Annotated in this window: 22 protein-coding genes and 1 tRNA gene; 17 read left to right on the top strand and 6 right to left on the bottom strand. The window is 49.6% G+C overall.

The features are described 5' to 3' along the window. Position 1: 1 nt before the first annotated feature. Positions 2-787 carry an enoyl-ACP reductase FabI gene (gene fabI / locus AOC32_RS07160; RefSeq protein ID WP_108508804.1) on the bottom strand — a complete coding sequence of 262 codons (786 nt, stop codon included), beginning with the start codon at positions 785-787 and terminating at the stop codon, positions 2-4. Between the two features lie 132 nt (positions 788-919). On the opposite strand from fabI, the gene AOC32_RS07155 reads away from it, so the two are divergent. The 5 genes from AOC32_RS07155 (at position 920) to AOC32_RS07135 (ending at position 7,214) form a co-directional block, all read left to right on the top strand. Next, entirely contained in the window at positions 920-2,725 is a 1,806-nt protein-coding gene (locus AOC32_RS07155; RefSeq protein WP_108508803.1) for an extracellular solute-binding protein, read from the top strand. A gap of 8 nt (positions 2,726-2,733) precedes the next feature. After that, positions 2,734-3,795, top strand: a complete 1,062-nt coding sequence (locus tag AOC32_RS07150) for a microcin C ABC transporter permease YejB (protein ID WP_199908557.1) — start codon at positions 2,734-2,736, stop codon at positions 3,793-3,795. After that, the gene (locus AOC32_RS07145) at positions 3,792-4,817 is read left to right on the top strand and encodes an ABC transporter permease (RefSeq protein WP_108508801.1); all 1,026 of its coding nucleotides are present in this window, start codon (positions 3,792-3,794) and stop codon (positions 4,815-4,817) included. Before AOC32_RS07150 ends, AOC32_RS07145 begins: the two co-directional genes overlap by 4 nt. Continuing rightward, on the top strand, positions 4,814-6,469 hold the full coding sequence (locus AOC32_RS07140) for an ABC transporter ATP-binding protein (protein ID WP_108508800.1): 1,656 nt from the start codon (positions 4,814-4,816) through the stop codon (positions 6,467-6,469). The genes AOC32_RS07145 and AOC32_RS07140 overlap by 4 nt, the downstream gene beginning before the upstream one ends. 91 nt (positions 6,470-6,560) lie before the next feature. Next, on the top strand, positions 6,561-7,214 hold the full coding sequence (locus AOC32_RS07135) for a C40 family peptidase (RefSeq protein WP_234409722.1): 654 nt from the start codon (positions 6,561-6,563) through the stop codon (positions 7,212-7,214). Positions 7,215-7,216: 2 nt separating this feature from the next. Here the strand turns inward: AOC32_RS07135 and AOC32_RS07130 are convergent, their stop codons facing one another. Then, positions 7,217-8,101 (bottom strand): patatin-like phospholipase family protein, encoded by an 885-nt coding sequence (locus AOC32_RS07130; protein ID WP_108508799.1) that lies wholly within the window; start codon positions 8,099-8,101, stop codon positions 7,217-7,219. A 199-nt stretch (positions 8,102-8,300) separates the two neighbouring features. Here AOC32_RS07130 and scpB point away from each other — a divergent pair, with 199 nt between their 5' ends. The 12 genes from scpB to AOC32_RS07070 all read left to right on the top strand — a co-directional run bounded on the left by scpB (position 8,301) and on the right by AOC32_RS07070 (position 20,482). Next, positions 8,301-8,930, top strand: a complete 630-nt coding sequence (gene scpB, locus AOC32_RS07125) for an SMC-Scp complex subunit ScpB (RefSeq protein WP_108508798.1) — start codon at positions 8,301-8,303, stop codon at positions 8,928-8,930. 22 nt (positions 8,931-8,952) lie between these two features. Then, complete coding sequence (locus AOC32_RS07120) at positions 8,953-10,572, top strand: pseudouridine synthase (RefSeq protein WP_234409721.1); 1,620 nt, start codon at positions 8,953-8,955, stop codon at positions 10,570-10,572. 174 nt (positions 10,573-10,746) lie between these two features. Beyond that, the gene (gene rimP / locus AOC32_RS07115; RefSeq protein ID WP_108509383.1) at positions 10,747-11,238 is read left to right on the top strand and encodes a ribosome maturation factor RimP; all 492 of its coding nucleotides are present in this window, start codon (positions 10,747-10,749) and stop codon (positions 11,236-11,238) included. After that, complete coding sequence (gene nusA, locus AOC32_RS07110; RefSeq protein ID WP_108508796.1) at positions 11,235-12,713, top strand: transcription termination factor NusA; 1,479 nt, start codon at positions 11,235-11,237, stop codon at positions 12,711-12,713. Before rimP ends, nusA begins: the two co-directional genes overlap by 4 nt. 10 nt (positions 12,714-12,723) lie before the next feature. Next, on the top strand, positions 12,724-15,420 hold the full coding sequence (gene infB, locus AOC32_RS07105) for a translation initiation factor IF-2 (RefSeq protein WP_108509382.1): 2,697 nt from the start codon (positions 12,724-12,726) through the stop codon (positions 15,418-15,420). A gap of 5 nt (positions 15,421-15,425) precedes the next feature. Further along, entirely contained in the window at positions 15,426-15,782 is a 357-nt protein-coding gene (gene rbfA, locus AOC32_RS07100; protein ID WP_108508795.1) for a 30S ribosome-binding factor RbfA, read from the top strand. Positions 15,783-15,787: 5 nt separating this feature from the next. Continuing rightward, positions 15,788-16,711 (top strand): tRNA pseudouridine(55) synthase TruB, encoded by a 924-nt coding sequence (gene truB, locus AOC32_RS07095; protein WP_108508794.1) that lies wholly within the window; start codon positions 15,788-15,790, stop codon positions 16,709-16,711. 23 nt (positions 16,712-16,734) lie between these two features. Next, on the top strand, positions 16,735-18,558 hold the full coding sequence (gene typA / locus AOC32_RS07090; protein ID WP_108508793.1) for a translational GTPase TypA: 1,824 nt from the start codon (positions 16,735-16,737) through the stop codon (positions 18,556-18,558). A gap of 65 nt (positions 18,559-18,623) precedes the next feature. Beyond that, positions 18,624-18,875 (top strand): type II toxin-antitoxin system Phd/YefM family antitoxin, encoded by a 252-nt coding sequence (locus AOC32_RS07085; protein WP_108508792.1) that lies wholly within the window; start codon positions 18,624-18,626, stop codon positions 18,873-18,875. Continuing rightward, on the top strand, positions 18,875-19,291 hold the full coding sequence (locus AOC32_RS07080; RefSeq protein WP_108508791.1) for a type II toxin-antitoxin system VapC family toxin: 417 nt from the start codon (positions 18,875-18,877) through the stop codon (positions 19,289-19,291). Before AOC32_RS07085 ends, AOC32_RS07080 begins: the two co-directional genes overlap by 1 nt. A gap of 4 nt (positions 19,292-19,295) precedes the next feature. Beyond that, positions 19,296-20,381, top strand: a complete 1,086-nt coding sequence (gene dusA / locus AOC32_RS07075) for a tRNA dihydrouridine(20/20a) synthase DusA (RefSeq protein ID WP_108508790.1) — start codon at positions 19,296-19,298, stop codon at positions 20,379-20,381. 25 nt (positions 20,382-20,406) lie between these two features. Then, positions 20,407-20,482: transfer RNA gene (locus AOC32_RS07070), tRNA-His, on the top strand. Positions 20,483-20,486: 4 nt separating this feature from the next. Here AOC32_RS07070 and AOC32_RS07065 read toward each other — a convergent pair. The 4 genes from AOC32_RS07065 to AOC32_RS07050 form a co-directional block, all read right to left on the bottom strand. Then, positions 20,487-20,897, bottom strand: coding sequence for a hypothetical protein (locus AOC32_RS07065; protein ID WP_108508789.1), 411 nt, complete (start codon positions 20,895-20,897; stop codon positions 20,487-20,489). After that, positions 20,878-21,282 carry a surface-adhesin E family protein gene (locus AOC32_RS07060; RefSeq protein WP_108508788.1) on the bottom strand — a complete coding sequence of 135 codons (405 nt, stop codon included), beginning with the start codon at positions 21,280-21,282 and terminating at the stop codon, positions 20,878-20,880. Before AOC32_RS07060 ends, AOC32_RS07065 begins: the two co-directional genes overlap by 20 nt. 48 nt (positions 21,283-21,330) lie before the next feature. Beyond that, on the bottom strand, positions 21,331-23,787 hold the full coding sequence (locus AOC32_RS07055; protein ID WP_234409720.1) for a penicillin acylase family protein: 2,457 nt from the start codon (positions 23,785-23,787) through the stop codon (positions 21,331-21,333). Positions 23,788-23,861: 74 nt separating this feature from the next. After that, a complete protein-coding gene (locus AOC32_RS07050; protein WP_108508786.1) occupies positions 23,862-25,790 on the bottom strand; it encodes a TRAP transporter large permease in 1,929 nt (642 codons plus the stop codon). Between the last annotated feature and the right edge of the window lie 4 nt (positions 25,791-25,794).

Here is a 25,794-nt window from a genome sequence, read left to right as displayed (position 1 = left end):
TCTAAACCTCGTCCATACCACCAACGACTTGGCTAAAGCCGTTATCGACATAAATAATCTCAGCGGTGATACCGCTGGCTAAATCGGATAGCAAGAATGAGGCGGCATTACCGACATCATCCACTGTCACATTGCGTCGCAGAGGAGCGGTTTTTTCAACTGCATCCAGAATTTTTCCAAAGCCTTTAATACCAGAAGCAGCTAGAGTTTTAATCGGACCGGCCGAGATACCATTGACCCGAATACCTTTGGGTCCCAGTGAGCCTGCTAAATAGCGAACCGAAGCCTCGAGGGATGCTTTGGCTAGTCCCATGGTGTTGTAGTTGGGGACATTACGCATTGATCCTAAATAGGTCAAGGTCAGCAGGGCGGCATTGGGACTTAGCATGGGCAGTGCTTCTTTTGCCATCGCTGGAAAGCTATACGCTGAGATATCGTGCGCAATCTTGAATGCTTCCCGACTTAAACCCTCTAGAAAATCTCCAGCAATTGCCTCGCGGGGCGCAAATCCAATTGAATGGACAAAGCCGTCAAATTGCGGCCAGGATTTGCCGAGCTCTTCAAACAGGGCATGGATCTGCTCATCGCTACCCACATCGCAGTCAAAAATGAGTGAGCTGTTGAATTCTTTAGCAAATTCTGTGATGCGGTCTTTAAAGCGTTCACCCACATAAGTAAATGCAAGTTCCGCGCCCTCGCGGTGGCAGGCCTTGGCAATGCCGTAGGCGATTGAGCGGTTGGAGAGGAGTCCGGTAATGAGGATGCGTTTACCGCTTAAATAAGCCATGATGAGTCCTTTACTTCAAAATTGATTTGCTATCTACAATTGTTGCATATGCTAAGCCAATTCCCTCTGCGATCATTACCAAGCCAATTTGGGGCATATTGGCGGTCCTTGGCGATCACACTTCTGTGCTCGATGCTTATTTTCCCGCTCGGAGTCGAAGCTGCACAGGGTATCGCGCAATATGGCAAACCTAAATATGCCGATGGTTTTGCCCATTTTGACTATGTCAATCCGAATGCGCCACGCGGTGGGACGCTCACGCTACCCAATCCTGATCGCCGCACCAGTTTTGATAAGTTCAACCCCTTCACCTTACGGGGCGTGACCGCTCCGGGCATCGGCGCTTTGATGTTTGAGTCCTTGGCGGTGAGTAGCGCAGATGAGGTATCGAGTGTGTACGGCTTAATCGCTGAAGATATTAAGGTGGCACCAGACCAGATGTCGGTAACCTTTCGCCTAAGACCCGAGGCGCAGTTCTCCGATGGTAGCCCGATTTTGGCGGACGATGTCAAACACAGTTTTGATACGCTCATGAGCAAGCTTGCTAATCCGCAGTACCGCACTATTTATGCCGATGTGAAACAGGCAGTGGTGGTATCGGAGCGCGTAATTCGGTTTGACTTTAAGACCCGCAACAGCGAGTTACCGTTGATGGTCGGCGGCATACCTGTTTTCTCCAAGAACTGGGGCAAGAAAGCCGATGGCAGTCATACTCCCTTTGACAAGATTACCTTTGAGCATCCAATCGGTAGTGGACCTTACGTGATTGAGTCGTATCGCGCAGGCAAATCCATGATCTACAAGCGCAACCCCAACTACTGGGGCAATAAGGTCAATGTGCGGGTGGGATTCTTTAACTTTGATCGGATTGTCTACAAACTCTACAGCGATGATGCAGTGCGTTTAGAGGCATTTAAGGCCGGTGAGTTTGATGCGCTCGTCGAGTACCGCGCAAAAAATTGGGCAAAGAGTTATGTTGGCCCAAAATTTAATAATGGCACTCTGATTAAAAAAGCGTTTCCCAATCACAACGGCGCTGGCATGCAAGGTTTTGCGATGAACTTGCGCCGTCCTATTTTTCAGGATGTACGAGTTCGTAAAGCCCTTGGATATGCATTGGATTTCGAATGGCTCAATCGTCAACTGTTCTACGATCAATACAGTCGGATTGAAAGTTATTTTCAGAACAGTGATTTGAGTGCTAATTACGAGGGTGAGACTGTACCCACTGCCGCTGAACTCAAACTCCTCAAGCCCTTACAGGCGAAGTACCCTCAATTTGTACCCGAGGCGGTGTTTGGGGCAATGCCACCAGCACCAAGCACTGCACCGCCCAGTAGTTTGCGCAGCAATCTTCGCAAGGCAAAAGAGTTGCTCGCTGAAGCCGGGTGGACCTATCGCGATGGCGCACTCCGTAACGCAAAAGGGGAGGTATTCCGGTTTGAAATCGTCGAAGATGGCCCCTTCTTTTTGAGGATTCTGACCGCCTATGTGCGTAATCTTGAGAAGTTAGGGATCAAGGTGGATATCCGCACCAGCGACTTTGCGCTTCATCAAAAACGCATGGATGACTATGATTTTGATATGACCACCATCCGCTTTCCCGACACCCAAAGCCCTGGGAATGAACTCTACGATCGCTATGGAAGTGCGGCAGCTAAAGAGAGAGGTTCAGACAATGTGATTGGCGTGCAATCACCGGTCGTCGATGCACTAATTGATGCGATTGTGCGCGCTGAAACTAGGGAGCAGTTGCAAGCCGCAACGCGTTCACTCGATCGCGTGCTGTGGAACAGCTACTATGTAGTGCCGCACTGGTATAGCCCAACTCATCGGATTGCATACCGTAAAGAAATGGGCTACCCCAATCCGCCTTTGTATTACTCCGCCGAATCATGGATTTTGTCAACCTGGTGGTTAAAGGAGGCGCGCAAATGAACTCCGAGATTCTGATCTACATCATCAAACGGGTCTTGCTCATGATCCCCACCTTGCTTGGGGTTCTAACTCTGACCTTTGCAGTGGTGCAATTTGTTCCTGGTGGGCCTGTGGAGCAGTTGATGCTCGAACTTAAGGGTAAGGGCGATGCAGCGGTCGGTGGCGAGTCCTCGGGAGGTGGTGTGACGTATCGTGGGCGTCAAGGGGTGGATGCAGAGCGGCTTGAGCAAGTCAAAGCCTTATATGGGTTTGATAAACCACCGCTTGAGCGCTACTTCATGATGCTCAAACGCTTTGCCCAGTTTGATTTGGGGCAGAGTTATTACCAACACAAAAGCGTTTGGGATTTGGTGATCTCAAAGCTACCTGTCTCGATCAGCATTGGTCTTTGGACTTTCTTTATTAGTTATTTGGTATCGATTCCTCTGGGGATTGCTAAAGCAGTTCGCGACGGCACGCGCTTTGATCGCGTCACCAGCACGATGATTTTGGTGGGCTATGCGATCCCGGGATTTGTCCTGGGGGTATTGCTCTTGGTGCTCTTTGGCGGAGGGAGTTTTCTGCAAATCTTTCCGCTGCGCGGTTTAACTTCCGATAACTGGAGTGAACTGAGTCTGATTGGCAAAGTGTTGGATTATCTGTGGCATTTGGTTTTACCCATCACCGCATCCGTGCTGGGCAGCTTTGCAGTGATCACAATGCTCACAAAAAACTCTTTTTTAGAAGAGATTCGTAAGCAGTACGTATTGACCGCTCGAGCAAAAGGGGTGAGTGAGAACAAGGTGCTGTGGAAACATGTCTTTCGGAACGCCTTAATTCCGCTGATTACTGGATTTCCTGCGGCATTTATTGGTGCCTTCTTTGCTGGCTCACTCTTAATTGAGACCTTATTTTCTTTAGATGGCCTAGGGTTGCTTTCCTATGAAGCGGTGATGCGCAGAGACTACCCCGTGGTGTTTGGTACGCTTTATTTGTTTACCTTGATTGGCCTCGTGACCAAATTAATTTCCGATCTTTGCTATGTGCTGGTAGATCCCCGCATCCAATTTGGTTCTGGAGGTGGATCGTGAGCAAATGGCTGCGCTTCAAAGCGAATCGCTTAGGCTATGTCAGCTTGTGGATATTCGCAATCCTCTTTGGTTTGAGTTTGTGCGCGGAGTTGATCGCGAACGACAAACCTTTAGTGGTTCGCTACGAGGGTAAGTTCTATTTCCCATTAGTCAAAAATTATCCAGAGACCGTCTTTGGTGGCGACTTCGCAACGCGCACCGATTATCTCGATCCGGATATCAAAAAGAACATTACCGATGGTTCGAACTGGGCCATTTATCCCCTCATTCCCTATAGTTTTGAGACCCTCAATTACTTTGCCAAAGAGCCTAATCCTGCAGCACCCTCCGTGGAGAACTGGTTAGGTACTGATGATCGGGGGCGTGATGTATTGGCGCGTCTCATTTATGGATTTCGTTTATCGATTCTGTTTGGTATTGCGTTGACTGTGGTGGGTGTGGTGATTGGAGTGATTACTGGCGCACTGATGGGATTTTTTGGAGGACGCTTCGACTTAATCACCCAGCGCATCATTGAGATTTGGTCAGCGATGCCCGAGTTGTATCTACTGATTATTTTTGCTTCAATCTTTAACCCTAGCGTTCTCCTATTGATTATTTTGTTAGCTGCATTTGGGTGGATGGGTTTGTCCGACTACGTGCGTGCCGAGTTCTTTCGTAACCGCGCTCTTGAGTATGTGCGTGCGGCCAAAGCCTTGGGGCTTACGAATGCCCAGATTATGCGGCGTCATATCTTGCCAAACAGCTTAACCCCCGTTATTACTTTTTTACCGTTTCGGATGAGTGCGGCGATTCTGTCGCTTACAAGTTTGGATTTCTTGGGATTGGGGGTGCCGCCTGGAACGCCTAGTCTGGGTGAGTTGCTGTCCCAGGGTAAGGCAAACCTAGATGCTTGGTGGATTTCCGTATCGACCTTCGTTGTGCTCGGAGGTACCTTGCTCTTATTGACATTTATGGGCGAGGCATTGCGAGATGCATTTGATTCTCGCAAGAGTAATCCGTTAACGGGGGCGCGCGCATGAGCTTATTGCGCTATGAGCAACTCTCGATTTCTTTTGGCGCTGGACGGCGAGAGAAGTATGCCGTTCGTGAGCTCGATCTGAGTATTGCACCGGGTGAGCGGATTGCTTTAGTTGGTGAATCCGGTTCCGGAAAAACACTCTCGGCACTGGCGCCTTTGAGACTCACTCCAGAAGGCGCTCGTTTGCAGGGCCGCATTCTCTGGCAACGCGAGGATGGCAAAGAAGAAAATCTATTGGACCTATCGATTGAGCGTATTCGTGAGATTCGTGGGCGTGAGATTGCGATGATCTTTCAGGAGCCAATGACCGCACTCAATCCCTTGTTTACGATTGGCAATCAAATTGTTGAAGCAGTTCAGGTGCACGAGCCCTTAATGCCTTTGGGGGAATGCCGGCAGACTGCTATCGCGCTTCTGAAGAAAACCGGGATCCCGCAGCCAGAAGAGCGTTTTTATGCCTACCCCCATCAGTTATCCGGCGGGCAGCGTCAACGCGCCATGATTGCGATGGCGTTGGCTTGTAAACCACGTTTGTTGATTGCCGATGAGCCAACCACTGCTTTGGACGTGAGTTTGCGTCTTCAGATTTTGGATTTACTGCGCGATCTGCAAGAAGAGGCGAAAGAGCGGGCTGGCATGGCGATTCTCTTAATCACGCATGACCTTAACTTAGTGAAGCATTTTGCAAACCGGGTAGGGGTTTTAAATCAGGGATGCTTAGTGGAGGCTGGATCAACCCATGAGGTTTTCTCACGCCCCACCAATCCGTATACCGAGCAATTGGTGAACAGTCAGCCTGAGCGTGAGCTACTACCTGTCGTGCCATTGGCGCCAGTCTTATTAACCGCTCATCAATTGAGTGTTTCGTACCCGCAATCCAATTTTGCCAATGGCGGCTTGCGCTGGCGGGATTGGTTTACTAAGGCTAAGCGCCATGAGGTACTCAAGCCCTTAAGTCTGCAACTCAAACAAGGGCAAACGATCGGTGTGATTGGGGAGTCTGGTTCTGGGAAAACAACCTTAGCGATGGCTATCTTGGGATTACTCGGGGAGACAACTGCCAAGGTGGAGGGTAGTGTCTGCGTCTTGGATCAATCATGGCCATCCTTGACTCCGATTGAGCGTCGTGCGATGCGCGCCCATTTGCAGGTTATTTTTCAGGATCCCTTTGGTTCTTTATCGCCACGCATGACCATTTTTCAGATTGTGTCGGAAGGTTTGGATGTCCATCAACCGCATTTGTCGCAGGGCGAACGCGAGACCCGAGTGGTAGAGATTCTGCGCGAGGTTGGTTTGGATCGCTCCACCCTCCAGCGCTATCCTCATGAGTTTTCAGGTGGGCAGCGCCAACGGATTGCGATTGCGCGCGCACTGATTCTGAAGCCGCAAATTTTGGTGCTCGACGAACCCACTTCGGCCTTGGATGTTTCGATCCAAAAACAGGTCTTAAAGTTACTCAGTGAACTGCAAAAGAAGTACAACCTAGCCTATCTCATCATTAGTCATGATCTCGCGGTGATCCGAGCAATGTCGCATGAACTCATGGTTTTGCGCTCTGGGGAAGTGGTCGAGTATGGTGAGACCGAAGCAATGGTTCGCGACCCCAAAGAGCCTTACACCAAGGCCTTATTTAAGGCAGCTGAACTAACTTAGAAATAAAAATCCATATAAAACAATTAGTTACTGATTTATATTGAGGCTTTAGTCACTTCCACTTTTGCCAAGGCTTTGCTAGAATCCTTTCATGCCTATTCGTAAGCACATGATCCGTTTACCTTTTCAATTCCTAACTGCCATGGTTTTGGTTGGACTTGCATCGATCGTCAGTGCTAATACTGCTGCAGATACAGCAGCCAAAGAGGCCCCAAAACCAGAGGTTCGGATTGAGGGCAATTCTTCTTACTTTGCTCGCTTTACCCATCAAGTAGTCGATTCAGTGTCCACCAAAACCGAAGCGCTGATTAATGAAGCGATGCAATTAATTGGGGTGCGATATCGCTGGAATGGCGATCTGCCACAATCCGGTTTAGATGCAAGTGGTTTTGTGCGATTTGTGTTCAGAGATAAATTGGGTTTTTTACTCCCACCCAAATCCTCGCAAATGAGTAAGGTGGGTAAGCCCATTTCTCGGGAAGAGTTAGAGCCCGGTGATTTAGTGTTCTTCAATACGATGCGCTTGACCTTCTCGCACGTCGGCATTTATGTGGGCGATAACAAATTCATTCACTCCCCATCCAAGGGTTCGGTGGTTCGGGTTGATGACTTGGCAAGTGCTTATTGGGACAAGCGCTTTGATGGCGCTAGACGTTTAGATGGCACTGATGAGCTAAGTAATGCCGAGCGCAATGCCTTAATTCAGGAAGCAAAAAAGTTACGTGCTCAACCACGTAAGCTTTGATCCTATTTCAATCCCCGAAGCTTTTCTTTAATCTCACCCACTTTTTCTTGAGCAGCAAGCTCGCCAGCGAGAATAGCGGCGTTGCGTGCTCTAAAGTCAGCACTTCCCATCTGCTTGAGTTGAGGTGTAATCACAACATCTGCCTTTGCTAGCTCATATTGATTGATACTGTGCTGCATGATGCTGATGGTCTGTTGCAATAAACCAAGGGTGCCTGTGGCGTTAAATGCGCTCGCATCGGAAGAGATATTGACGGCAATTACAAAAGTGGCGCCCATCTCATGTGCATAACGAACTGGCACGGGAGCGACCAATCCGCCGTCGACGTATTCACGTCCTTGAATCAGTGCGGGCTGAAAGACCCCGGGCACAGCGCAGGATGCGCGCACTGCCAAACCGGTATCACCTCGACGAAAGAGAACACCGTTGCCAGTTTGTAATTCCGTAGCAACAATTCCGAGGGGCATGGTCATTTGTTCGATGGTTTTATTCTGGACCTCGCGATTCACCATGCTTTGCAATGCATCACCTTTGATTAATCCACCAAAGCGGCCAGCAAAGGGGTAGGCCCAGTCCGCAAGAGCCGCCTCATCCAAATTGAGCCCAATCCGATTGAGTTCGAGACCGCTATAACCAGAGGCATACAAAGCGGCAATCACACTGCCAGCGCTTGCTCCCACCACCAGATTAGGACGAATCCCTTGGGCCTCAAGGGCCTTGATCACTCCAATATGCGCAAAGCCCCGGGCAGCGCCGGAGCCAAGAACCAGTGCAATGACCGGGGGTTTGGGACTCTCACGAAACAAGCCGCAGGCAGGTAGGGTGGCAATTCCAGCAAGACCTAAGCCTTGCAAAAACACGCGACGATTTGGAGAAAATAAGGACATTTGGCTATTGTATTGACCCTACCCTATAATGGAGTAATAGGTGTAGATTGCTTCGCAAGCGACTTGACCTCCTTGGATGGCTGGCCTTTTCCCATAATAAGAATTGCTGTGAGTGATGCCGGCGCAGTCCATAAACACCCCAACCTTTTTTGACGATTGTGAATAAGCCTCTAAACAGCCTAGCTGTTTGATACAACATATGGATAACGATCACTACAAGCGGGTCATAGAGACCGCCTTAATTTGCGCCCAAGAACCATTAACGGTGAATGAGCTAAGCCGACTCTTTGTGGATCCGCCTTTGGCTAATGCAGACCTGCAAACTATTTTGTTGGAGATTCAGAAAGAGTGGCAAGACAAAGGAATGGAGCTTGTCAGTATTGCAACCGGCTGGCGTTTCCAAAGCCGTCTTCAAATGCGCGAGTATTTGGATCGTCTCACCCCAGAAAAGCCGCCTAAGTATTCACGGGCAGTGCTTGAGACCTTAGCGATCATCGCCTATCGTCAGCCTGTGACGCGTGGAGAGATTGAAGAAGTGCGGGGCGTGGTTGTGAGTAGCAATGTGATGCGTCAGTTGGAGGATCGTGGCTGGGTGGAAGTGGTTGGTCACAAGGAGACGATTGGTCGACCCGGTCTTTATGCCACCACCAAACAATTTTTAGACGATTTGGGTCTAAAAGATTTGCAAAGCTTACCAATGCTCGAGGATGGCTCCATATCCGCAGAAGCATTAGGACAAGCCGTGATTGAGTTTGATGCCGATGCCACGGTGGAGACCGTCATTCCGATTGAGTCGTCCAATGAGAGTTCAGAGAATGACAAGTCCTGAAAACGATTCTTCCCAAGTTGGCATGAGCTCAGATACTGCCGATGGTTCCACCTCGCGCGATGAGGGCGGTGAGCAACGCAAAGACCGAGGCCCGAGGCGGTTTAATAAATTCAATAACAAATCCCGTCCAGGCAAGTTCAATAAAAATAAGCGTCATTCAGGAGGATCCTCGAATGAAAATCCAAAGGCACCTGCAGCAGCCTCTCCTGAGCTAATCGCCGAGACCGAGGCCTTATTTGCAGCTGTGGTCTCCGGTGAGTTTGATGCTGCTCTCGAAGCCCCTGAGCCTGTAGAGCCCGTTCGTGATGATCCGAGAGAGATATCGCATGAGGCTGGTGTTGAGCGGCGCGCCGGTAAGACGGGTGAGGAGGAATCTGAGGAGCCCGAGTCCTTAAGTGATCTTGAGCGTTTGCAATTTGCGAGCGTTGATGAGTTACCCCTGAGTTTGCGTGATGAAGTCTGGTCTGATCTCGATGGCTTGGACGACGATGCGGATGATGAAGATACGGTTAAGCTTCACAAGGTCTTGGCTGATGCAGGCATGGGATCGCGTCGCGAGATGGAAGATCTGATTATTCAAGGTCGTGTTTCAGTGAATAGCATGCCAGCCCACATTGGGCAGCGCGTTGGCCCGAGCGATATTGTTCGCATCAATGGTAAGGTCGTGCATCGAAAGATCCCGACGAAGCCTCCTCGTGTGATTCTCTATCACAAACCCGCTGGAGAAATTGTGAGTCAGGCTGACCCCGAAGGACGCCCCAGCGTGTTTGATCGCTTACCAAAACCTCGCCAAGGCCGCTGGATTGCTGTAGGCCGTTTGGATTTCAACACCGAGGGACTATTGCTCTTTACCACCTCAGGAGAACTCGCCAATCGCTTAATGCATCCGCGCTATGGAGTTGAGCGTGAATACGCGGTGCGTATTTTGGGTGAGTTATCGGCTGAGTCTGCCGAACAATTAAAAACGGGCATTACCCTTGATGATGGACAGGCGCGTTTCTTGCGCTTGAGTCAAGGCGGTGGTGATGGCGCCAATCGTTGGTACTCGGTTGCATTGACCGAAGGACGTAATCGTGAAGTGCGTCGCATGTTTGAGGCAACCGGCCATGTGGTGTCGCGTCTGATTCGAACCCGTTACGGCATTTTTATGCTGCCACCGCGTTTGCGTCGCGGAAAGTGGGAAGAAGTGCCGATGGAGAGCGTGGCGCAACTGATGCGCATGGCTGGTCTGAAGTTGCCACAGAATATGGCTAAAGAAAAAGGCCAGCCTCAGGGTCGATCGTCCCGCATGGACCCAGCGAGCGATCCAAACTTTCAGCCTGATCCGATGCAAACTTCGGTGTCGTATTGGGGATCCAAGGAGGCACTCACGCTTGCCACTCATCATGGACATGGGGTATCGCATTTACCTGGTCAGGGTCGAGGTGCAAATGGTGGCGGAGGTCGCGGCGGCTTTGGACAAAAACCATCGCACTCCAAAGGGGGCAAATCGGGCTCACCCCGCTCGAAGGGTCAAAAGGTTCATCACGCCAGCGGCTTTAGTACCCCATCGGGTAATGCTGCTGGGGGTCAGCGGCGGCCCAATAAGGGTAAGCCGTTTAAGGGCCCTCGCAAGCCCCGCAATCCGGGTGAAAGTTTCTGATTTCTCAGTGATTTTTCTGATTCAGGTATAATTCATACATACACCGGCTGATGTTGACATCAACGTAAGCTGGCCTGTTCTGGTATTGAGGAATATGGGCTTGTAAGCCCATTTTTTTTTGCCAAATGCGTTGTAAAGGCAGTTTTATAACAGCGGTTGATTTGTGGGGAAGATGTGAAAGAACAGCAGATTATTTCTGCCGAGGTACGCAATTTAGGCTACTCGCTCGTTGATATCGAGCGGGAAGGTCGTGGTTTATTGCGGGTCACGATTGAGAACCCCGATTATGAGCGCATGATTACTGTTGAGGATTGTGAGAAGGTGAGTCATCAGTTGACCTACACCTTTGCTGTTGAGAACGTGCCGTACGAGCGACTCGAGGTCTCGTCACCTGGCCTGGATCGACCAATTAAGACCGGTGATGATTTTGTTCGGTTCGCAGGTTTAGAGATTGAGCTGAAGTTGCGAATTGCAGTAGGTAATCGAAAGAATTTTAAAGGGGTGTTGCAAGGCCTGACATCTGGGTCTATCAACACACCGGATGCAAAGTTTAGTTTGTTATTTGAGGCGAGTGATGGATCTCCGGCCGAACTGGAATTTAGTTTGTCTGAAGTAGAAAAAGCTCGTTTGGTCCCTGTTATTGATTTCAAAGGAAGAAAATCATGAGTCGTGAAGTTCTCATGTTGGCAGAAGCCCTGGCCCGTGAAAAAAATGTTGATCGTGAGATCGTGTTTGAAGCGCTTGAGTTAGCACTTGCCTCGGCAACGAAGAAACGGTATACCGAGGATGTTGATATTCGGGTTTCGATTGATCGCAACAGCGGTGAGTATGAGACCTTTCGCCGCTGGTTGGTGGTTCCCGATGAAGCTGGTCTTCAAGAGCCCGATAAGGAAATTTTGCAATTTGAGGCCAAAGAGCAGATCTCCGATATTGAGACGGGCGATTACATTGAAGAGCAAATCGAATCCTTAGCCTTTGGTCGGATTGGCGCCCAAGCAGCTAAGCAAGTGATCTTGCAACGCATTCGCGATGCCGAGCGCGAGCAGATTTTGAATGACTATCTGGAGCGCGGTGAAAAAATTATGACCGGCACGGTCAAGCGGGCTGACAAAAATGGCCTGATCGTGGAATCGGGTCGTGTCGAGGCATTGTTGCGTCGCGATCAAATGATCCCCAAAGAGAACTTACGTTCTGGCGATCGCGTGCGCGCCTATATTCTGAAAGTGGATCGTGAGGCGCGTGGCCCCCAAATTGAACTTTCGAGAACATGCCCTGACTTCTTAATTAAGTTGTTTGAGAACGAAGTGCCTGAGATTGAGCAGCGTTTGCTAGAAATTAAGGGCGCTGCTCGTGATCCCGGAATCCGAGCCAAGATTGCTGTGGTCACCCATGACAAGCGCATTGATCCCATTGGTACCTGCGTTGGTGTGCGCGGTACGCGTGTGACTGCAGTTCGTAACGAAGTCGCGGGTGAAGCCGTTGATATCGTTCTATGGTCTGAGGATCCAGCCCAATTTGTGATTGGTGCATTAGCGCCTGCACAGGTGTCATCGATCGTGGTTGATGAAGAGCGTCATGCCATGGATGTGGTGGTTGATGAAGAAAACTTGGCAATCGCAATTGGTCGCAGTGGTCAGAACGTACGTTTAGCTAGCGAGTTAACTGGTTGGCAAATTAACATCATGACCCCAGAAGAGTCTGCCGAGAAGTCTGAAAAAGAATCCGTGGCGGTGCGCCAACTCTTTATGGACAAACTCGATGTGGACCAAGAGGTTGCTGATATTTTGATCGAAGAAGGCTTTAATTCTCTTGAGGAAGTTGCCTACGTGCCGCTTTCTGAGATGCTTGAGATTGACGCATTTGATGAGGATACCGTTAATGAGTTACGGACTCGTGCGCGTGATTCCTTGCTAACCATGGAGTTGGCAAAAGAAGAACGTCTTGAGGAGGTCTCTCAAGATTTGCGATCGCTTGAAGGCCTATCCACTGAATACATTGCAACCTTAGCTGAGAATCAAGTGCATACACGCGATGACCTGGCTGGATTGGCTGTAGATGAGCTCGTTGAGATGACGGGTATGGATGAAACAGCAGCCAAAACGCTCATTATGAAGGCGCGCGAACATTGGTTTAATGCATGAGGGGAAGCGCATGGCGACAACAACTGTAAAAGCATTAGCCGAGGAGCTGAAACGCAGCCCTGCTGATTTATTGGAACAACTCAAGGCTGCCGGAATCGACAAAGAGTCCGAGGCTGACAAGATTACCGATAAAGACAAGACTGCGTTACTGGCCTACCTTCAAAAAGCACACGGCAGTGCTGAGACCGGTGTTCGTAAAAAGATCACCCTTACTAAGCGTGAGACCAGTGAAATCCGTCAAGCAGATTCGGCGGGGCGAACCCGTACCGTACAAGTTGAGGTACGTAAAAAGCGTGTCTTAGTAAAACGCGATGATCCTGGTAAGGCTGATGAGCCGACTGAGGTAAAGCCAGCTGCAGCAGTTGAGACCAAACCCATTCTATCGGACGAGGAGTTAGAAAAGCGTGCTGCAGAAGCTGCTCGGCAAGCTGAACTCTTAGCGCGACAAGAAGCCGAAATGAAAGCGGCGAGTGAGGCAAAGCAAAAGAAGATAGAAGCTGAGCAAAAGCCGAGCAAGGTGGAGGCCGAGCAAGAGGCTGCTAGCAAAGAGCAGGCCAAAAAGGAGCTCGCTGAACTGCAATCACGCCGCGCGGCAGCGGAAGCCGAGGTATCAGCGATTCGGGACATGATGAGTGCCCCGGCGCGTGTGCTCAAAGCACCAAGTGAGATCGCTAGCGAGGAAGCTAAAAAAGGTACTCTGCATAAACCAGTTAAAGCAGATGGTGGCGATGATAAGAAAAAGCCCGCTAAGGTTGGCGGCAAACTGATTAAGTCTTCCGAGACTTCTTCCACCTGGCAAGAAGAGGGCGCGAAGCGCAAAGTTGGTTTAAAAACACGTGGTGACCTTACGGGTGGCTTAGGCGGCGGATGGCGAACCGGCGGAGGTCGCAAGAAACAACAGCATCAAGACGATAACCCAGCGAGTAATTTCCAAGTGCCCACGGAGCCGATTGTGCGTGATGTGCACATTCCTGAGACCATTACCGTTGCTGATCTAGCCCACAAAATGTCAGTCAAGGGTGCTGAGGTCATCAAGTTACTCATGGGTATGGGTCAGATGGTGACCATTAACCAAGTGCTGGATCAAGACACGGCGATGATCATCGTCGAAGAGATGGGCCACAAAGCCCATGCGGCTAAATTGGATGACCCCGAAATTGATCTTGGAGAGTCGGCTGAAGATGCACCATTGATGCCAAGACCTCCGGTTGTCACGGTGATGGGTCACGTCGATCATGGCAAAACATCGCTCTTGGATAAGATCCGAGTTGCGAAAGTAGCAGCAGGTGAGGCGGGGGGTATTACACAGCATATCGGCGCTTATCACGTCGAGACCCCACGTGGTGTTATCACGTTCTTAGATACCCCTGGCCACGAAGCCTTTACAGCCATGCGCGCACGCGGTGCAAAGGCAACGGATATCGTGATCTTGGTGGTAGCTGCCGATGATGGCGTAATGCCGCAAACGCGTGAAGCGATTCATCATGCAAAGGCAGCGAATGTTCCCCTAGTAGTGGCGATCAATAAGATTGATAAGCCCGAAGCCAACCCTGATCGCGTTAAAACCGAACTGGTGAGTGAAGAGGTGGTGCCTGAAGAGTATGGTGGTGACTCACCATTTATCGGAGTGTCGGCAAAAACTGGTGAAGGCATCGATACCCTGCTTGAGAACGTATTGTTGCAAGCTGAGGTATTGGAGCTCAAGGCCCCTAAAGAAGCGCCTGCTCAGGGTATCGTGATTGAGGCTCGCCTCGATAAAGGTCGCGGTCCGGTCGCTACTGTGTTGGTTCAATCTGGCACATTAAAGCGCGGCGATATGTTGTTGGCTGGCCAGTCTTATGGTCGCATCCGTGCGATGTTGGATGAAAACGGTAAATCAACCAATGAAGCAGGGCCATCAATTCCGGTTGAGATTCAAGGTTTATCGGAAGTACCCGATGCTGGAGAGTCGTTCCAGGTAGTCGCTGATGAGCGTAAGGCCCGTGAGATTGCACTGTTCCGTCAAGGCAAGTTCCGAGACGTCAAGTTGGCCAAGCAACAGGCGGTCAAGTTGGAAAACATGATGGAGACCATGGGCGAGGGTGCCGTCGAAGCCAAGATTCTGCCGATCATTATTAAGGCTGATGTGCAAGGTTCGCAAGAGGCGCTCTCACAGTCATTGCAAAAGCTTTCTACCGATGAGGTGAAGGTGCAGATTGTGCACGCTGCCGTTGGTGGTATTACTGAAACCGATGTCAATCTCGCGATTGCCTCGAAGGGGGTGATTATTGGCTTTAATGCGAGGGCCGATGCGGTAGCGCGTAAGCTTGCCGAGAGTAATGGCGTGGATATTCGTTATCACAACATTATTTATGACGCCGTCGATGAAGTGAAGGCAGCCCTAAGTGGCATGTTGACACCGGATAAGAAGGAAGAAATTACCGGCTTAGTTGAGATCCGTCAGGTCTTCCTGGTTTCCAAGGTTGGTGCGATTGCAGGTTGTATGGTGCTCGATGGAATCGTGCGTCGTAACTCGCGGGTGCGCTTATTGCGCGACAACGTCGTGGTGTGGACTGGTGAACTCGACTCCCTAAAGCGCTTCAAAGATGATGTGAAAGAAGTGAAAGGTGGCTTTGAGTGCGGTCTTTCCTTGAAAAATAACAATGACATCCAAGAGGGTGATCAACTTGAGATTTTTGAAGTGACTGAAGTAGCTCGAACCCTTTAATCATCATGCATAAAACAAGCCCTCATCGCCATCAGCGTCTCGCGGATCAAATTCAGCGTGATCTTGCAGAGTTGATTCCCAGGGAATTGCGTGATCCTTTGAATGGTTTAATTACCATTCAAGCGGTCGAGCTTTCACCCGATCTCGCGCATGCGAAGGTGTATTTCACGGTTTTAGGTGGTGATCCACAGTATGCGCTGGGATCCCTTCAAGAGAAAGCCGGATATTTGCATTCCCTCCTCTTTAAGCGGATGCATACTCATACCGTACCCACTTTGCATTTTGTGTTTGATACCTCGATAGAGCGGGGCGCAGAGATGTCGCGATTAATTGATCAGGCCTTAGGCTCAAAGCCTAATTAATTGTGATGGTGCAACGAATTGATGGGGTAGTCTTGCTCGACAAACCCAATGGTATGAGTTCGCAAGGCGCAGTCACTGCGGTCAAGCGCTATTTTCAGGCAGAAAAGGCTGGCCATACAGGTACCTTAGACCCAATGGCGACTGGCTTATTGCCTGTTTGTTTGGGTGAGGCGACCAAGTATTCGCAAGATCTTTTGGATGCCGATAAGACTTATATTGCAACCCTGCGCTTTGGGATCGAAACCGATACGGGTGATGCCGAAGGACAAATAGTGACCGAGCGATCGACTGCGGAAGTAGTGGATGATTTGATGGCCAAAACACTCTTGGAAGCAATCTTGCCGACATTCATGGGTGAGATTGAGCAGATTCCACCGATGTATTCCGCATTAAAACGCGATGGCAAACCCCTCTATGAATACGCGCGCTCAGGGGTGGAGATTGAGCGTGAGCCCCGAAGAATTACCATTTACTCGATTCGTCTAGTGGCTATTCATTGGCCGCATGTCGAGATTGAAGTTCATTGCAGTAAGGGAACGTATATCCGAGTCTTAGCACAAGACATTGGCAATTCATTAGGCTGTGGTGCGCATTTGAGTGTATTACGACGCACCAAGGTAGGTCATCTCAGTTTGGAGCAGAGCTGCACCTTGGAGACCCTTGAAAATACCCCCAAGGTATTACTCCCAGTGGATGCCTTGTTGCAAACTCTGCCCGAGTTGACGGTGGATGACCAACAGGCCAAACGTCTAGAAATGGGTCAGCGCGTGCCATGCGCACTCAATCGCGCCAGCCAGTGGGCTAATTCTTTATTTCGGATTTATCGCAGCCAAGCCTTGCCGCAAAACTTTATTGGTACGGCAGATTGGCGCAGTGGGGTGTTACACCCCCGACGATTTATCGCTCAACGACTTTTGAACCAAAACTAATTGATCTTTTTGTAAAGCAACTCATGACCAAACGCGCACTTCGTAATATCGCTATCATCGCCCACGTTGACCACGGCAAAACCACTCTGGTTGATCAACTCTTACGCCAATCTGGAACCTTTCGTTCGAATGAAAAGATCTCCGAACGAATCATGGATTCCAATGATCTTGAGAAAGAGCGTGGCATTACCATCTTGGCTAAAAACTGCGCTGTGGAATATGAGGGTACACACATCAATATTGTGGACACTCCAGGACACGCAGACTTTGGTGGTGAGGTTGAACGCGTTCTCTCGATGGTGGATGGGGTATTGCTACTGGTCGATGCGGTTGAAGGTCCGATGCCCCAAACCCGTTTTGTGACCAAGAAAGCCCTTGCCTTGGGTTTAAAGCCCATCGTTGTGATCAACAAGGTGGATCGTCCAGGAGCCCGCTGTGATTATGTGATTAATGCGACCTTTGAGCTCTTTGATAAATTGGGCGCAACCGAAGAGCAGTTAGACTTCCCAGTCATTTATGCCTCTGGTTTAAATGGCTATGCCGGTACGGATGAGAATGTGCGCTCTGGTGATATGCGCCCACTGTTTAATGCAGTTCTAACGAATGTTCCAGTGCGCGATGATGAAATCGATGCCCCATTGCAGTTGCAGATCTCATCGATTGATTACAGCAACTATGTAGGCAAAATTGGTGTAGGTCGGATTCGGCGCGGCAAAATTAAACCCGGTACGGATGTGGTCTGCATCAATGGACCGGATGGCACACCCTTCAAGGGCCGCATTAATCAAGTGCTGAAGTTCAAAGGGCTTGAGCGCGAAGTAGTCGATGAAGCCATTGCAGGCGATATTGTCTTGGTCAATGGCATTGAAGATTTGGCAATTGGTACCACGATCTGTGCGCCTGATCAGGTTGATGCCTTACCGATGCTCAAGATCGATGAGCCAACCCTCACCATGAACTTCATGGTGAACACCAGCCCTCTCGCTGGCCGGGAAGGGAAGTTTGTGACCAGTCGGCAAATTCGGGAGCGCTTGGATCGCGAGCTCAAATCCAATATGGCATTGCGAGTGCGCGATACCGATGACGACACCGTATTTGAAGTATCGGGTCGAGGCGAACTCCATCTCACTATTTTGGTTGAGAACATGCGACGCGAGGGTTATGAGTTAGCGGTGTCACGACCCCGTGTAGTGTTTCATGAAGAGAATGGTGTGAAGTTAGAGCCTTATGAGAACCTCACGGTGGATGTGGAAGATTCCACGCAGGGTGGGGTGATGGAGGAGTTGGGTAAACGTAAAGCCGAGCTCCTCGATATGGTGAGCGACGGTAAAGGACGCACTCGTCTTGAGTATCGGGTTCCAGCGCGAGGCTTGATTGGATTTCAGGGGGAGTTTATGACCCTGACCCGTGGTAACGGACTCATGAGTCATAACTTTGATTCGTATGGCCCCGTCAAAGATGGAATTTTGGGAGAACGCCACAATGGTGTATTGATTAGCCAGGATGATGGCGATGCGGTTGCCTATGCACTCTGGAAGTTACAAGACCGTGGCCGTATGTTTGTCTCGCCAGGCGATCCCCTCTATGAGGGCATGATTATTGGGATTCATAGTCGTGATAACGATCTAGTGGTGAATCCGATTAAAGGTAAGCAACTTACTAACGTGCGTGCCTCAGGAACCGATGAGGCAGTGCGCCTCGTACCGCCCGTGCAACTCACCTTGGAATACGCCGTGGAATTTATTGCCGATGATGAGTTGGTTGAGGTGACCCCCAAGAGCATCCGCTTGCGCAAGCGCTTTCTGAAAGAGCATGAGCGTAAGAAGGCCTCACGCGAGGAAGTGTAAGCTTTTCATTCCCCTCAGGAAAAATGTAGTAACATTGCTACATTTACTGCATTGTGGGGGATAAAATGCCCAAAACCTTATCAAGCCGAGAGTTTAATCAAGACAGCAGCGGTGCTAAAAAAGCCTGTCAATCGGGTCCGGTATTTATTACGGATCGAGGCAAGCCCTCACACGTTTTGATGAGTTATGAAGACTACCAACGCGTGATTGGTCAACAAAAAACCATCCTTGATCTTGTGGGTATGCCTGGATTAGCCGAGATAGAGTTCGAGCCTGCGAAAATAAAGCGCTTTACGAAGCCAAGCGATCTTACCTAATGTATCTTCTCGACACCAATGTCATCTCTGAGCTGAGAAAAGCAGGCACTTCCAAGATTAATCCACAGGTTCATGCTTGGGCACTATCGATTGCCCCATCTCGGATGTTTCTGTCTGTGATTAGCATTCTAGAAATTGAACAAGGCATTTTGTCGGTTGCGCGTCGAGATAAAAAGCAGAGCCAGTTATTAAAAAAATGGCTGATGCAAATGATTCTCCCGGTATTTGCTGATCGGATTATTCCAATTGATGTTCCAATTGCACTGCGCTGCGCCGATCTCCATGTTCCCAATCCATCTTCGGAGCGGGATGCCATGATTGCAGCGACCGCGATTGAGCATCGCCTGACACTGGTTACGCGCAATACCAGCGATTTTGATCCAGCTAAGTTGAAGTTAATCAATCCTTGGGACTAATTGCATGAGTACCAAGCGCTTAGCCGTTGCTCCCATGATGGAGTGGACCGATCGTCATTGTCGGTCATTTCATCGAATGCTAACTAAGCGCGCTGTGCTCTACACCGAGATGGTAACCACAGGGGCGCTTTTACACGGTGCCCAGGCACGGCATTTGGATTTCAGTCAGGAAGAGCACCCGGTAGTTTTGCAACTCGGCGGTAGTGATCCTGCTGAGCTCGCTCAGTGTGCAGCACTTGCCCAACAATGGGGCTATGACGAAATCGATCTTAATTGTGGCTGCCCCTCAGAGCGGGTTCAAAAAGGGGCATTTGGGGCATGTCTGATGGCCGAACCCGAGCTCGTAGCTCAGTGTGTGAGCGCGATGCGAGCTGCCTGCGATTTACCGATTTCGGTTAAGCATCGTTTGGGGCTTGATCAAATGGATGCAGCCCAATCGTCGCGTGACTACCAATTTGTATTGGATTTTGTACTGGGAGTCGCTGCTGCAGGTGCCTCTCAGGTCACGATTCATGCGCGCAATGCAGTCTTAAAAGGCCTATCGCCTAAAGAAAATCGTAGCAAGCCCCCATTGCGCTATGAGGTTGCTAAGCAAATCCGTCGCGATGCACAAAAGTACTATCCAAATCTAAACGTATTACTCAATGGTGGCTTAGAGTCCAATCACGATATTGCGCAGCATTGGAATGATTTTGATGGTTTTATGATTGGTCGTGCTGCCTATCATTTTCCGGCGATGCTATTAGGCTGGGATGATCTCATTGAAAGTAATGGCGATGCAGTGGGTTATCTCTTTAGTGAGGCGGACTGGCATCGAGTGCAAATTGGCTTGATTGCTTACAGTCAAGTATGGCTGGCTCTTTGCAATGCACATCGTAAAGACTTCTACTTAGGATCGATTACTCGCCACATCATGGGCTTAGCTCACGGTCGTGCAGGATCGCGCCGTTGGCGTCAACGCCTATCCGATCATCACGCCTTGGCAAAGGTTAAAACACCAGATGCCATCGAAACCTTCTTTTTGGAGGCTAGTATGGAGCTGGGGGATTGGGCGCTATTTGAGCCCCCATCAATCGGTTCGGGGGCATAGTCGTTATAATGCGTTTGTAGCAATGGTGGACGTAGCTCAGTTGGTAGAGTCCCAGATTGTGATTCTGGTTGTCGCGGGTTCGAGTCCCGTCGTTCACCCCATTCGCTACTGACTTGGTCTCACATCAATCACTTCAATAATCGCCGTATTGCGATCCGCCTCCCCGATGATGAGTTCGCTGCGGTCCTGAACGATTGGGATCACAATTTCTTCACAAATTGGTTTAGAACTAAACACGTTAAAGAAGCTGCAATCCTTTTTGGTTGCTGCAGATGTGGCATGTTCAAGGGGTGAGCGTCCCGTGGTTACAGTTGAGGTAACGCTAACTGCGGTCATGGGGCTCGCTGCGGCGGCAGATCCAGCAGCAGTACCGACACTACTGGCAGCTGCCATCAGAGGGGCTGCGCAGCCTTGTAAACCGGCAAGGCCAATCAAGGTAATAAAAAAACAGAGTAGGGTGTGCGCCCCTTGGGCGCTGCTTGCTTGCTTAATTGGATTAGTTTGCGCGACACGCAAGGTTATAGACTCCTGCCGGCCAATCACCACTCACAATCGCCTCAAAACTGCTATCGGGGGTCTTGATTTCATCAACCACCTTACCTTCACCACGCTTACCCGACATAAATTTGACCTCTAAGGGGCGATATTGAACTTGCCCGCAGTGGTATTCATTTAGGCCAATAATGGAGTTCACGGGTAATTTGGTTTTTGGTTCAACCCCAGGCTTCTTTAGATCGAGCATCGATAGTACGCGTACCTTATCCCCAGATTTCTTGATACTGGATTTATCAATCAAAATCGTGATGAACTCATTGCTTCCCAGCTCGTCCCAGGCAGCTAAAGCAAAACTGGAGGAAAGAGCAAAGAACGAAGCACTGAGAAGTTGAAGAATGGTTTTCATAATGATCCCGTGTAATTTCTAGGGATTGTAATGGGTCGATGCCACAAGTCAAAACGACTTGGCCTTGAGGATTAATTCACGCTGGACCTGTTTGGGCTTCATTGCCAATGGGATGACCTGATTATTTGCCCATGCATCGCTTAGATTGCGATAGCGTTGACTTTGAATCCAGCCGGACTGACCCGTCGGAAACATGAAGACCGATTGTTCCGGATCATTCAGGTCATAGATTGCTCGCAGACTGGGTGCATGATTGGCCTGAAAAGGTGCTTTGGGATGATTAAGTGCTGGCCGTCCAACATTGACCGTAAAGGCATCCCCCGGAAATGGAACGCTGACACTAAAGAGTCCCGATAAGAAGGGAATGTTTTTGAATGGGCGATGCTCGGAAACGGCGTGATGCGCTTTACCCCAGTGCCAATCATTTGTAGATTTACCATAACGTTGACTCAATTCATTTAAGGCGCGCTGCAAAGCAAGATTGGCGGCATCCTGGCAATTTTCTCGCTCTGCGCTAGTGTGCACATCGCACCATGGACTATCGGGATTACTGATTTGATTGATGACCGCTCCCCGAAAATGGCGCCGGCCATATTCCTCGGTAAACGAATCCCCTAAACGAGAGAATAAGATTCGTGTTAATTGATCAACCCAGGAATTAAAAATCAAGGCAACTACTGAATCCGTACTCATGCTTCCATTAAAACCATCGATCGCTGACTGGATGCTAGGCTGCAGGGCATGACCCGAGCGAGCATTCTTAAATAAAGGTAGGAGCGGTTGAGCTCCTAAGGAAAGTACATCGCCCTGCATCGCTTGCATGGAAGCACGATCATGCTGGTCTTTTGCCCCAATCATGGCTGCGATGCGGTCGTATCGAAAGGGAAGGTCCCAATCGCCAGTCAGTGGATTGGGATTCGTCGCAGAAACAATTTCTTGATTGGCGCTTGCCAGCCACTCTGAGCCTAGATTCGAATAGCTGGGCAATTGCTCAAACGGCACATAGGATGTCCAATCGTATTGGCGCTCCCACCCTAGGGCCGGCGCAACTCCATATAGACCTTGGTGCAATTGCCGGCGTGGTGCAATGCCAGCAACTTGCAGCGCAATATTGCCTTGAATATCCGCTATGGCCACGGTTTGCATGGGGGCATAGTGATGACGTAAGGCGGCTTTTAATGAGTCAATTGAATCGGCGCGATTCATCAGAATGCCGCCCATCAGGGTTTGGTTCTCGATATCTAATGCAGTCCAGCGTAGGGCTAGGGCATAACGCTGCGTATCAATCACTTTTTTAGCTCGGGCATGGCTATCCGAGATGATGGGGCCATGGCGACTTTGCTTCACCACAAATCGTAGGGGTGGTTTATCTTTAATCTGAATAATTTCCTCGCGCGCCAAAAAAGAGATTGGACCGTCTGGGCCAATATATTGATTGGGATTACTCGAATCAATCTTTTCTAGATAAAGATCTTGCACGTCGGGGCCAGTATTGGTAAATCCCCAGGCAATTTTGTCAGTCCTTCCCAAAACAATCGCTGGGATACCTGGCAGGCTAGCGCCGATTACATTCAAGCCTGGAGCCTCTAGATGCGCAAAGTACCACGTCGATGGTGCACTTAATCCCAAATGCGGGTCGTTTGCGAGTAGAGGTTTACCAGAGACCGTTTTCTTACCGGTCAGCACCCAGTTGTTGGAGCCCAAGCCTTCTTGCTGATCACTGAGCCACCCCACAGTATCGGCATGCTTGAGTAAGTAAAGCTCGCTATCACGCGATGCTTGAACCTTGGATTGGGTGGGCTTAAAGACCTGATGCTCGCGATATAACTTGGCAAAATCCATGGTCGTGACTGGATTGCTGCCGGGATAGGGTGGCATTACCTGCCAAATCTCAGCCGTACTGAGATATTGCGAAAGCTCTAAACGAAATAATTCTTTTTGCCAGTTATCACCCAGATCCAATGCCATCATTAATGACCATGCAACGCTATCAGCAGCAGACCAATAACCGGGTTTGGATCCAGTCAAAAAATACTCAATTGGCAAAGCCCAGCCAAGCGATTGATTACCAGCATTCACCCCATCGGCATAGGCTTGAATCAATTGTTTAATTTCTGGTGGATAGCGTTCGAACTGTTTTTCGGCTGCCTGCTTAATTCCTAAGGTTCGGATAAAGCGATCGAGCGAGACCGTACGCTCACCCAAAATTTCAGACAGACGCCCTGAAGCCAAGCGTCGACTAATCTCCAGTTGCCAGGAGCGTTCGGTAGCGTGCACAAACCCTAGAGCATAAAACGCATCGCGTTGCGATTTTGCTTTGATGTGCGGGACATCGTTCTCATCAAACTGAATGTTTACCGCTTGAGCTAGACCGGCGCTAATAACGGTTCCAGAATAATTGGATTTGGCGCTCATCCAGTAGCCGATCACAAGCAAAGTAATCAATACGAGCAAAACTAGGAACGCAATTACAAAGTAGCGTAAGAAGCGCGATAGTTTCATCATCGATCTAGAGGATTTCATCAGGACTCAAGGCATCATAAAAAACCCCGCCGAAGCGGGGTTGAGATCTCAGATCATTACTTATATAGAACCCCGGGTAGCCATAAACCAATTTGTGGGAATGTATAGAGCAAGACAATAGCAATCACTTGGATTCCCATGAATGGCAACATGCCCATGAAGATTTGGTTCAAAGTTACGTGCGGAGGTGCAACACCTTTAAGATAGAACGCCGACATCGCAACTGGCGGCGAGAGGAAGGCGGTTTGTAAGTTCAGAGCAACCAATAAACCAAAGAACAATGGGTTGATACCAAAGTTATCGAGTAACGGTACAAAGATCGGCATGAAGATCACGATGATCTCAGTCCACTCCAGTGGCCAACCCAATAAGAAAATAATGATCTGAGACAGAATCAAAAACTCAATCGGGCTTAAGCCAAGCGAGAGCACCCATTTCTCAACTAAATCTTGGCCACCCAGTAGGGCAAAGGCTGCCGAGAAAATCGAGGATCCCACAAACAACCAACAGACCATGGCACCCGTTTTCGCCGTTAAGAACACGGACTCTTTGACCACTGTAATGTTCAATTGCTTATAGGCTGCGGCCAAAATAAAGCCGCCAATCGCCCCCACAGCTGCTGCCTCCGTGGGAGTTGCTAGTCCAAAAACAATTGAACCCAATACAAACAGAATGAGCACTGCGAGTGGGAAGAACGATCCCAACAGCATCTTGAAGATCTCAAGACGAACCCAGGTCAGGAGGGCGTAGTAGATCAACAGAATCACTCCAAGGATGCCGGTCAAGATCCAGAACCACAATGGCACATCAACTGGCTTGGGTGGCTCAGCTGCTTTTGCTGGCTCTTCACTGGCGCTTGCTTGGGCTACTGCAGGTTTGTCTTCTTCAGCGCCGGGTGGCAGTGAAAGACCGGTTCCAGAGGATTCTTTTTCAGCGCCAGGAGGTTCATTCAAGCCTGTCGAGCTCGATTCGCTTGAATAATCGGAACCGCTTCCCGAAAATCCCATGGGCATGAGATCCATCTCGATCACCTCAGCGGGTTTGGTCGCGATTTGATACATCGACCCAGTAAAACCAATAAACACGATTAAGGGTAAGAGAGCAATGATCACGGATTTGGCAATCTCTTTACCGCTGGCGTTGAGATTGCGTTTGCCTTTTAGAGCCATTAAAAGTGCCGGAATTACATTTTGGCTTAATTTTTCACCGAGCTCGGTATAGCTCATTGGTAATGGAACTTTTCGATCCTCTTCAGCCAATGGCGGCATTAGCTTGGGTTTGAGTTTTGCCAAAATAATCACATAGCCAATGTATAAGGTGGCCAACATGATTCCAGGAAAGAAAGCGCCCGCATACAGTTGTACGACTGATACTCCAGCCGTTGCGCCGTAAACGATCAACATCACGGAGGGGGGAATTAAAATTCCTAAACATCCGCCAGCCGTAATACAGCCAGCGGAAACTCGCGCATCGTATCCTGCTTTCAACATTTGGGGCAAAGCGAGTAGTCCCATTAGCGTGACTACAGCACCCACAATACCAGTCGCGGTAGCAAATATCGCACAAGTGAAAATGGTTGCGACCGCAAGTGAGCCGGGCACACGAACCAATGCAAGGTGCAATGAGCGGAATAATTTTTCAATTAAGTTAGCGCGCTCGACCAAATAACCCATGAATACAAACAGTGGAATCGAAATGAGTACATCATTGGTCATTACCCCATACGCACGCTGAACCATGAGCATTAAGGTGTTTTGAAGGGCTAACTCAGGATTTTGAAAGCTGTAAGCAAAGAATGTGAAGATCATGCCCATACCCATGAGGGTGAAGGCGGTGGGAAAGCCCAACATAATGGCAACCACCACTAAGGAAAGCATTAATAGGCCAATGTGACCGCTTTCAATATTGCCCCACGGCATGAGGATGAGGGTGGCTACCACCACCAGGGTCATGATGGAGAAACCAAATAATAGTTCTTTACGCATAGTG

It is taken from the genome of Polynucleobacter acidiphobus (genome assembly GCF_003065385.1).
Lineage (GTDB): Bacteria > Pseudomonadota > Gammaproteobacteria > Burkholderiales > Burkholderiaceae > Polynucleobacter > Polynucleobacter acidiphobus.
Note: the sequence above shows the minus strand (reverse complement) of the source record. Positions and strands in the feature narration are given on the sequence as shown.

Coding starts and splice junctions, on each gene's coding strand:
- AOC32_RS07050 (WP_108508786.1), bottom strand. CDS start 25,790: ATGCGTAAAGAACTATTATTTGGTTTCTCCATCATGACCCTGGTGGTG.
- infB (WP_108509382.1), top strand. CDS start 12,724: ATGGCGACAACAACTGTAAAAGCATTAGCCGAGGAGCTGAAACGCAGC.
- AOC32_RS07155 (WP_108508803.1), top strand. CDS start 920: ATGCTTATTTTCCCGCTCGGAGTCGAAGCTGCACAGGGTATCGCGCAA.
- scpB (WP_108508798.1), top strand. CDS start 8,301: ATGGATAACGATCACTACAAGCGGGTCATAGAGACCGCCTTAATTTGC.
- truB (WP_108508794.1), top strand. CDS start 15,788: ATGGTGCAACGAATTGATGGGGTAGTCTTGCTCGACAAACCCAATGGT.
- AOC32_RS07055 (WP_234409720.1), bottom strand. CDS start 23,787: ATGATGAAACTATCGCGCTTCTTACGCTACTTTGTAATTGCGTTCCTA.
- AOC32_RS07135 (WP_234409722.1), top strand. CDS start 6,561: ATGCCTATTCGTAAGCACATGATCCGTTTACCTTTTCAATTCCTAACT.
- AOC32_RS07080 (WP_108508791.1), top strand. CDS start 18,875: ATGTATCTTCTCGACACCAATGTCATCTCTGAGCTGAGAAAAGCAGGC.
- typA (WP_108508793.1), top strand. CDS start 16,735: ATGACCAAACGCGCACTTCGTAATATCGCTATCATCGCCCACGTTGAC.
- AOC32_RS07140 (WP_108508800.1), top strand. CDS start 4,814: ATGAGCTTATTGCGCTATGAGCAACTCTCGATTTCTTTTGGCGCTGGA.
- dusA (WP_108508790.1), top strand. CDS start 19,296: ATGAGTACCAAGCGCTTAGCCGTTGCTCCCATGATGGAGTGGACCGAT.
- AOC32_RS07060 (WP_108508788.1), bottom strand. CDS start 21,282: ATGAAAACCATTCTTCAACTTCTCAGTGCTTCGTTCTTTGCTCTTTCC.
- rbfA (WP_108508795.1), top strand. CDS start 15,426: ATGCATAAAACAAGCCCTCATCGCCATCAGCGTCTCGCGGATCAAATT.
- AOC32_RS07120 (WP_234409721.1), top strand. CDS start 8,953: ATGAGCTCAGATACTGCCGATGGTTCCACCTCGCGCGATGAGGGCGGT.
- fabI (WP_108508804.1), bottom strand. CDS start 787: ATGGCTTATTTAAGCGGTAAACGCATCCTCATTACCGGACTCCTCTCC.
- nusA (WP_108508796.1), top strand. CDS start 11,235: ATGAGTCGTGAAGTTCTCATGTTGGCAGAAGCCCTGGCCCGTGAAAAA.
- AOC32_RS07130 (WP_108508799.1), bottom strand. CDS start 8,101: ATGTCCTTATTTTCTCCAAATCGTCGCGTGTTTTTGCAAGGCTTAGGT.
- AOC32_RS07085 (WP_108508792.1), top strand. CDS start 18,624: ATGCCCAAAACCTTATCAAGCCGAGAGTTTAATCAAGACAGCAGCGGT.